The organism is Desulfomarina sp., assembly GCF_054039375.1.
This window is the reverse complement of sequence record NZ_JBPLBA010000034.1, coordinates 20,438-29,844: the sequence shown is the minus strand read 5'-3', so window position 1 is coordinate 29,844 and position 9,407 is coordinate 20,438. Positions and strand designations below refer to the sequence as shown.

6 protein-coding genes are annotated in these 9,407 nt (G+C 50.2%); 3 read left to right on the top strand and 3 right to left on the bottom strand.

Annotated features, from left to right (window positions below):
- The 3 genes from ACXLDX_RS02065 to ACXLDX_RS02055 all read right to left on the bottom strand — a co-directional run.
- On the bottom strand, positions 1 to 1,260 hold a 1,260-nt coding region (locus tag ACXLDX_RS02065), incomplete at its 3' end, for a sensor domain-containing diguanylate cyclase (RefSeq protein ID WP_457575525.1).
- Between the two features lie 210 nt (positions 1,261 to 1,470).
- The gene (locus ACXLDX_RS02060) at positions 1,471 to 3,738 is read right to left on the bottom strand and encodes a carboxyl transferase domain-containing protein (protein WP_457575524.1); all 2,268 of its coding nucleotides are present in this window, start codon (positions 3,736 to 3,738) and stop codon (positions 1,471 to 1,473) included.
- Positions 3,739 to 3,946: 208 nt separating this feature from the next.
- Complete coding sequence (locus tag ACXLDX_RS02055) at positions 3,947 to 5,350, bottom strand: ATP-binding protein (RefSeq protein ID WP_457575523.1); 1,404 nt, start codon at positions 5,348 to 5,350, stop codon at positions 3,947 to 3,949.
- A gap of 459 nt (positions 5,351 to 5,809) precedes the next feature.
- Between ACXLDX_RS02055 and ACXLDX_RS02050 the strand changes: the two genes are divergently transcribed.
- The 3 genes from ACXLDX_RS02050 to prfB all read left to right on the top strand — a co-directional run bounded on the left by ACXLDX_RS02050 (position 5,810) and on the right by prfB (position 9,388).
- Positions 5,810 to 6,682 carry a hemolysin family protein gene (locus ACXLDX_RS02050; protein ID WP_457575522.1) on the top strand — a complete coding sequence of 291 codons (873 nt, stop codon included), beginning with the start codon at positions 5,810 to 5,812 and terminating at the stop codon, positions 6,680 to 6,682.
- Between the two features lie 4 nt (positions 6,683 to 6,686).
- Entirely contained in the window at positions 6,687 to 8,237 is a 1,551-nt protein-coding gene (gene lnt, locus ACXLDX_RS02045) for an apolipoprotein N-acyltransferase (RefSeq protein ID WP_457575521.1), read from the top strand.
- Positions 8,238 to 8,277: 40 nt separating this feature from the next.
- Positions 8,278 to 9,388 (top strand): peptide chain release factor 2 gene (prfB, locus tag ACXLDX_RS02040; RefSeq protein ID WP_457575520.1). Its coding sequence is split into 2 segments (ribosomal slippage): positions 8,278 to 8,361 and positions 8,363 to 9,388, totalling 1,110 coding nucleotides; the frame shifts between segments, so codons are not numbered across the junction.
- Positions 9,389 to 9,407 lie beyond the last annotated feature (19 nt).

Genomic DNA, 9,407 nt, shown 5'->3' with positions numbered 1-9,407 from the left:
ATCACTTGGCCGGATGGCATTCTGGATACGTTCTGCAAGAAAAATGAGGATCTGGTCTCCGGTGGGGTGTCCGTAGGTGTCATTGATTTTTTTAAAGAAATCAATGTCAAACATGATGAGGCAGAGATCTCCGCTATAGCGTTCTGCCCTGGCCATTTCCTTTTCAAATATTTCCTGGAAGTATCTGTGGTTATAGACATTTGTCAGGCCGTCCCGGAAGGCAAGATTTTCCAGTTTCGCATTGGCTTCCTGCAGTTCCCTGGCAAAACGCTCGGATTTCTCTTTTGATTCCTTTAACGCCATGACCAGTTGCTCATAGGAGAGGTTGAGGCGGCCCAGTTCGTTGTTTGCCTCCTGCAACATTTGAGAATAGGGTTTCATCTCCCCGGGATCCAGTTCAAATATCTCCAGAATAGCAATAGTCTTTTCTGCGACATCATCAAGGAGCTCTGCAGTCTGCTCTTTGTTCATATTGAATTGTTTTTTGAGCCTGTCCTGCAGGCGCGCCAGGTTTTCCGTTGTCTCTTCTCCGTTATAAATTGTTGAGACCAGATTGGCCAGGGAAAGGATCTCGGCAGACTGCCTGTATTCTTCCGGGGCCTCTTCCGGGGAATGGTGATGACAGGTGGGTTCGGAAATGGAGAGGGGCAGTTTCCAGCTGCGGGTGAGCATGCAGCTGATCTGCTGGTGGTCAAACTGAAATTTTTCCTGTTCAAGTTTTACAAGGCATGAACAGTCATTATTGACTGTTCTGCATTTAGTCAGCAGGGGCGTGTATTCTTCTCCTTTATTCAGAAAAAGGATAAGGATGCCCAGGTCCTGGAGGAGAGCGGTGACAAAGATATCGTCATTTTTTTCCCCTGTCAGGTTTTTTATGACCTCTGCCGAGACAGCGGTTGTTACACACCTGCGCCAGAAAAAATCAAAATCAAATGATTTAATAGCGGGATTACGCAGGTCACTGGTGATTACAAAGGAGAGAGCAATATTTTTTATAACATTGGTGCCGAGGATGGACATGGCATGGGTAATGCTGCTCACCCTGTTGGGCAGGGCATAAAAGGCCGAGTTGGCAATCTGCAGCATTTTCCCTGTAAGGGACGGGTCCGCCGAGATGATTCTTTCCAGATCACTCAGGGAGGATTCTTCACTCTGAACGGTATTCAGGATCTGAACAGCTATCGCCGGAGGCGAGGGCAGGTTGATCTGCGCCTCGATCTCCCTGCGGATTTTTTCATCAGATTGGGTAGCAGGTTTCATGGGTTACTCCAACCGCGGAATAGTAATTGCTCACAGGTACCTCATTTTCACCGTCTCTTCTGTCCACATAGGGTAGGTTTCATGGGTTACTCCAATCGCGGAATGAAAGGTAAAGTATATTATATCATAGCCTTGTCAGGATAATTTGCAAATGTTTTTAACCTGAAGTCAGGCTGATAGCCCGGAGGATGGCGGGTGATAGTTACCTCATTACCTGTAGTATAAACTCGGGCTCCCCATGGTCTGCAATGCCTTGTACAGATTTCTCCTGAATTCCCTGCGATCCCAGATTCCCTGGATATGTCCCCTTTTCAGGGCATTTCTGGCGGAATGATAGTCCGGTGGTATTTCCGTACCCGTGGTTTCCCTGATCACCCTCGGACCCGCAAACCCGACCCTGCTGGAACGGATGGCGAACTGGTAGGGGGAACAGCCGAGAAAGGAAGCAACGGGACCGGCATAGGAGTTGTTGTCATAGACCACCAGGTAGAGACCTCCCGCGTCGATATATTCCCGTACGGCCATGGTGCACTTGGGCATCTGGACAACTCCCAGGGTTCCTTCCTGGATACGGATGCCTCCTGTCGTATGTATGTAGGCAAGAAAAGGACGTTTTTTTCGCTTGGCCAAGGCGCAGGCCTGGGCAAATTTTTCCCCTTCCGCAGAACCCACGGTGCCGTTTCTGAAATCGGAATAGAGCATGGAGACGATGATCTGGATTCCATTGATTTTGGCATGGAAAGTCATGTTCCCTGAGCGTCGTCCGGTTTTTGTCTTTGACGCCTGGAGCCGTTCGGAAAATCCGGTATAGCTCAAGGGGTTTCCGGAAGATATTTCCTGGTTGAAATGACGGATGGAACGAGGATCAAAAATATTCTCCAGATACCATTCATGTTCAAGGGGAAAATGATGGCCGCATGTTTCGCACACCCCGGCGAACTCCCCGTAGAGATCCGGTATCCATAAGTCCTTACAACCATATTTCTCCGCATTCGGGCAGGTGACGGTGCGGTCCTCATTGGCCAGGGGGCTGGTATAGGTATCGGTCAGTTCCAGGGGATCAACACGACGAACCGTTGTTGACTGCCGGCCCGACCAGGTGATCAGTTTCTGGGGTCTGTCATCCTTTTTTTTCTGCAGAAAATCGAAAATCGCGCTGATGGGTTCGGTAATTCTTTTTAAAATGATGGAGCCTTCGCCCGAGACGTCGGTCAATACCTTTTTCACCTGTTTCTTATGATTTTTCATAATATCATAACGCAGGGTATAATAGACTTTTTCCGTTTTTACCCTGGCAAGATTATACAGGCCGTCGGTTGCCTCGGTGTTGCCGGAGAAGCCGTTTCTGCCCATGTTATGATATTTTTTCGAGCGCATGGCCAGCAGACGTTTGACTTCGTCCCTGTTCAGGTCCCATGGGACTTCCAGCGGCAGTTCCTCAGTGTCTTTCTGATGTTTTTTACGGCGGATTTCGTAGGTTCTGAGGGCACTGAAACTTTTTGTGGAAAGGACCACCTTGTCCGTGGCACGCAGCATTTCCGAGCGGAGTTTGGAGAAAAAGGCAAAATCATCTCTTCTGGCGCCAAGGGGCGGTTCATAAATTATTCTGTCAATGGTTTTGTTTTCCAGGTTGTCCTTGGCTGTGAGGCGGAGCCTGTCGGCACAGAGTTCGATGAGCTCCCTTGGCACTTTGGAGCCTTCCCTGATTTTACCTTCAATCGCTGCCGCGCCTTCCGGCGAGATGACTGAATAATACCCGTGGGAGGCCATCATCCTGAAATCGGCAAGACCAATGGCCTCTGCCCCGCCGGATCCCCCTTCGGAGATCATGGAAATCATGGGCACACGCAGCTTGGTCATGGCATAGATGTTCCTGGCAATCTGCTGTGCTGCGCCCGGATATTCCTCAACCGGGTAGGAGCCGGGCGTGAAGATATAAAAATGAATGGGAATCCCTTCAGTTTCGGCAACCTTCATATATCGCAATGCCTTTTCATTGCCCTCGGGGCGACAGGAACCACCGTTACGGTACTCCTCGCCATGGCCGCTCTCCTGGCCGATGACCATGACCGAGGCGGTATACGGCTTGTTCTTGATTCTTCTGGCTATAGTTGCTTTGGCACAGACCATGGCCGGATCAATATTGGCGTCTTCTTCGCCCCCCAGTTCAGTATAATCCTCGTACACGTTTTCCAGGATGTCCTTTAGAGTGAAACGCTGGATGCTGCGGACGATCCTGACCCGTTCCATGGGGGTGAGGTGCTCCTCGGCCCGTTCTTCCAGAAAGGTGATTGAATCATTGAGTTTACGGATTGCCGCGGAGAACTCTTCTTCTGAATGGTCATAAACCGTGAGTTTCAGCTGGTCACAGTTCTTTTTGAAACCGTCAAGATTTCCCCAGTTTGTATAATCCTTTATCTGGAGCAGATAGTTGATACGTTCTTCTATTTTCAGGAGTTGTTTGAGTAATTCATTCATTTTAAGAACTTCGGTTATATGTGCAGGTGATTCCTTACAGGTACCCAGGCTTTTCACGGTCTCTTTTGTCCGCATAGGTTCAGCTGAAGAGAAGAAGAGCCTGAAAAAATCTGTGGCGCCAGTGAGGAACTACAGTTCAGGGGTTATAAGATCATATGGTTGCCGCCCCTGTCAGAGTGGTTACATGTGCAGCCGAGTGAAGTATCCTCTAAAAGGCAAGCAAACGGTCAAGATTGTTTTTCAGGTATTCCAGGTTTGTAATAATCGGGCTGCCGGCGGAGTCTTTGCCCCGGATTACCGTTTCGTCAATAAATTTCGCAGCTTTGGCCTTGGCGTCGTCCATATCTTCTCCCCATACCAGTGCCAGGGCAAGATTTGGGTCAAAGTCGCTGGGTATAGGGTATGGTCGGTCAGAAGGGACATGGGAATAGACCACGGACCAGTCGTGATCGGGAAAGGAAAATTCAGTGATGGTTCCTATCCACGGCGCAAAACCCCTGCGGGTATCCTCGGCCACGATACGAAGTTCAATGGCTGCTCCCCTGAATTTGACCGCCTTCTGTTTGTAGCCGATTTTTTCACCAAGGCCGAGCCGGATCTGTTCACGGATCAGGTTGGGATGTTTACCGTCGAGATAACTGATTCGTGCAGAGATATCATTTTCAACCTGAATACGGGTGTTGACTTCAAGCAGGTAGGGCTGGCCGGAACGGGAAACTATCCATTCCCAGGTCCCCACGTTATCATAATTGACATGGGCCGCCAGCTTCAGGGAGTATTTGACGATCTGGTCCAGGAGTTTTTTTTCGTCAAAATCATAATCAAAACAGGAACTGTGAAATCCGGGTGCAGCCTCAACCCGTTTCTGCCTGCCGGTGGACTGTATGGTACAGTTCCGGGAACTGAAGTGGATGCGTTCCCCGTGACGGGAACAGACAAGCTGGACTTCCAGGTGGTTATAATCCTGCAGGCATTGTTCAATGAGAACTCCGCCATCACCGAACTGCCGCTTGGCGTAATTCTGAAGCTGCCGGTACAGTCGTCTGAACTGTTCAATTTCAGTGACCTCTTCTATACCCATGCCACCGCCACCAGCCGCAGCCTTGATGAGGATCGAAGGATTTTCCGTCCCTGCCAGCTTCTGCTCTTCCAGAAGAGTTGCGGCAATTTCCTCTGCTTCCATCTCATTGTAGATGGGCGCGTCCGTACCGGGAATTGTCGGGATACCAAGTTGATTGGCTACCCGTTTGGTATTGATCTTGTCCCCCAGGTCACGGATGACCTGCCAGTTGGGGCCGATAAAAGTCAGTGGCCGGTCACGCATGGAGGCTCTTCTTGCGAAACGGAAATCCTCCGAAAAAAAACCATAGCCGGGATGGATGGCCGTGCATCCTGTAAAATCCGCCACGGCGAATATGTCGTTCGGGTCTGTGTAACTTGTTATGCGCCAGGCATTCTGTTCCCGGCCACTGGTTATGTTGCGTCGGACATGTTCCGAATCCCTGTCGGCATCGGTATAGACAACAACGTAATCAAGACCGAGATCGCGACATGCGTTCATGATCCTGATAGCTATTTCACCACGATTTGCTATAAGAATTTTACCTTCCAAACTGTTTCCTCAAAAAAAAAATCTGATTACGTATGAAACTCAGCATGTTATTTGTGAGTCTGAAAATCTGTTTTAATTACACCTGCCGTCGTGACGACTTCAGGCCACCCTTGAAAAAAATCATAGAGTTGGTGGCCCTGTGAGGAGTTTCCCGGCAGTGTATTGCCGGCGAATGTTCACGGATTCAGGTGCAAACTCTAAAAATCGTGGCTACTATAGTAACAGAGTATCAATTAGAAAAGTAAAAAAGGTACTTTTTTATTGTATTCAATTCGGCAGTGCACCCGTCACTTCCGTTATTTTCCTTTCCCCCAACAGAAAATATTTGTATATGGGATAGGGGACGGTGCAGGGATGAGTTTTCCGTAAATTGATACCGAAATTCGTAACTGCTGACAGGGACAGCAACTCCATGATTTTATTTCCTCTGAGCAATCACACGGTTTCTGGACCATGACAATGAATAATAATCTGACACCAGGCGGGCAGGAATCTTCAGAGTCAGGAGGGATTTTAAAAAAAATCCTTTCCTTTTTCAACTTTGGACGACCCGGCACAAAAGAGGATCTTGAACATGAGATCCAGGAACTCCTGGAAGAGGGAGAGGAACATGGTCTGATTACTTCTCTTGAAGAGAAAATGATCAGTTCCATTTTTGATTTCAGGGAAACCAGTGCCGCGGAGGTGATGACTCCGGCAGCGGAAGTTGTCTCTTTCAACGAGGCCGCGCCCATTTCCCACCTTATTGATACCATCATTGATAACGGCCTGACCAGGATTCCGATTTACAGGGATAATCCGGATCAGATTATAGGTGTCATACACGCAAAGGATCTGCTGGCCTTCTGTATACGTTCCGACAGGGAGAAAGATCGGCTGGAAAAATACCTGCGACCGGTATCCTTTGTCTCCGAATCCAAACTGATCGTGGATCTGTTGCCTGAATTCCAGAAACGCAAGGAACATATGGCCATGGTCACGGACGAGTTCGGCACTATCCGCGGCCTGATTACCCTGGAAGATATTCTGGAAGAAATTGTCGGTGAAATTGACGATGAATATGATGTGAAGCAGGATAGAATCGAGGAAGTCGGTCCGGATACAGTCAGGGTTCACGCGCGGATGGACGTTGAAAAGATAGAAGAGTATTTCGGTGTTGAATTTCAGGAGGGACCTTTTGAATCCATTGGCGGTATGATCATTTATTCTCTTGGCAGACTGGCCAGGCCGGGTGACTGTGTCAGGATTTCCGGTTTTTCCTTTGAAGTGGAAAGCGCCACTGAACGACATCTGCAGTCGGTGCTGATCACCCGACTGCAGGAAGAGGAATAGTCCAGTGTTCTTCAGGCCCCCCGTACTGCTGCTGACCCTGGCGACACCGGTTCTTCTCTGGCTTTCGCTCCCCGGCGGGGGAGAACTGTGGCCTCTGCTTTTTCTTGCCCTGGTTCCCTTTCTGCTCTCTGTTGCTGATCGAACAGTTTCGATGAAGCAGGTTCGCCGATACGGGTTCGTCTGTGGATTTCTTCATTTCATCCTTCTTCTTTACTGGATTATCATTGTCCTGGGGAGGTACGGCGGGCTGCACTGGTCAATCGCCGTGGGGGCTCTGGTTCTGTTTGCCTCCTATATGGCTCTGTATTTCGTACTTTTCGCCGTTTCGGCAAGAATAGTGATGACGGCCTTTTCCCCGCTGGTCGCCCTGTGGTTTCTGCCGACTCTCTGGGTGGGGTTTGACTGGCTGAAGGGGGTGGCTTTCACCGGTATACCCTGGATGGACTTGGGATACGGCCTCTGGTCGGCGCCATTATTCATCCAGAGTGCGGATATCTTCGGGCACCATGGTATTACCTGGCTGATACTTTTTATCAATTGCCTGGTTGCCCTTCCTGCGGCTGGAAGATGTCGGCCAATTGACTTCCGGTCTATTTTAGTTTCCGGCCTTCTTGTGGTCCTTGTTGCAAGCGGGTATTCGTTTTTTCGCCGCGTTGCTGTGGAGGACAGTCTTGCGGTGGAATCGTCTTCAATCCGCACAGGTATCGTCCAGGGAAATATTGATCAGAGTATGAAGTGGTCAACTACCGCAAGGATTGCGACCATAGATAAATATACGGAACTCTCCCGCACTCTTCTGCGGACTTCACAGCCGGAGCTGCTGGTCTGGCCTGAAACGGCGTTGCCGTTTTATCCGGTATCCGGTAAATATATGGGAGCCTTGAAAGAGCTGACGTCTGGCGGTGCTGCCCTGCTCACGGGGGCACCATGGTATGAGATAGTTGATTACGGCAGGAAAAAAATTCATTATTTCAACAGTGCACTACTTCTGGATGACAGGGGAAAAATAAGCGGCAAATATTATAAAAGTCATCTGGTCCCGTTCGGAGAATATGTGCCGTTGAAAAAATTCCTGCCTTTTCTGGCTCCTCTCGTGGAGAATACAGGCGATTTCTCGGCCGGAAAAATTGAACGCCCGCTGGCCTGGAAACAGGGCAGGATCGGAGTTCTTATCTGTTTTGAATCTGTTTTTCCGGAGCTCACAAGGAAGTGGGTCATGGCCGGGGCGAATATGCTTGTTAATTTGACCAATGATGCCTGGTATGGTAAATCAAGTGCCCCGCACCAGTCCCTTGCCATGGCGGTACTGCGGGCGGTGGAAAGCCGGCGTTCTGTTGTCCGGGCGGCCAATACCGGGATCTCAGCCTTCATCAGCCCCCTTGGCGAGGTTGCAGGTGAGTCGGGACTCTTTCGGCCGTATGGGCATGTTGATGATGTTCAGCTCAGGGAAGAAAAGACTTTCTGGGCCCGGTACGGGTATCTTTTCGGGCCTTTTTGTCTGGTGGCAGGCTGCCTGGCGGTTCTGTCCGGGAAGACAAGGCTCAGAAAAAGATAAAACACGAAAAGTAGAAAAAATATAAATACAGGAAGTTATCATGTCTATGGAAGCTGGTGGTGCAGTGTCAAAACAGAAGTTAAACGATTTGAAGGCTCGACTCCTTGCCTTAAAGGAGCATCTTTGACTTAGCCGGAAAGAAGGAAAAACTGGAGCAGCTGGAACGCCAGACCCTGGCTCCCGATTTCTGGAGTGATGCGGAGACCGCCCGGAAGGTCCAGAAACAGCATGGGCAGCTTCAGGATACGATAAAGGACTGGGAAGCCAGGTGGCATGATCTTGAGGAAACGGAACTCCTGCTGGAGATGGCCATGGAGGAAAAGGACCGCGAGATCGAGGAGGAAGTTGCTCAGAAGATTGAGTCCATGTCCGAGCAGCTGGATGTGGCGGAGATGGAGTGCATGTTCAGTGGTGAGCATGACACGGCCAATGCCATTGTGGCCATTCACGCGGGAGCCGGAGGCACCGAGGCCCAGGACTGGGTGGACATGCTCCTGCGCATGTACCTGAGATGGGCGGAGACCCGCGGCTTCAAGGCGGTTATTCTCGATCATCTGGCGGGAGATGAGGCGGGGACCAAAAGCGTTACTTTCATGGTGAAGGGGCGTTACGCTTATGGATATCTGCGCTCGGAGCTGGGGATTCACCGGCTGGTCCGTATATCACCCTTTGATACCAGTGGCAGGCGCCACACTTCCTTTGCCTCCGTCATGGTCATGCCGGAACTGGACGACTCTGTTGATATCAAAATTGAGGAAAAGGATCTGCGCATTGACACCTATCGGGCCAGTGGTGCCGGGGGACAGCATGTCAACAAGACCGACTCCGCAATTCGTATTACCCATCTGCCCACGGGGGTTGTTGTCCAGTGTCAGAACGAACGATCCCAGCATCGTAATAAGGATATGGCGATGAAGATGCTGGTGGCCCAGCTCTACGAACTGGAAAAGGAAAAACAGGCGGAGCAGCACGAAGGGTTGCACGGAGACAAAAAGGGGATTTCCTGGGGCAGCCAGATTCGTTCCTATGTCCTGCAGCCGTACAGGCTTGTCAAAGACCACAGGACTGATCATGAATCCGGCAACGTGGACAGCGTGCTCGACGGTAACCTGGATTCCTTTATCAAGGCCTTTCTGCTCTGGGGGCGATGAAACTGCCAGGCCCGCAGGG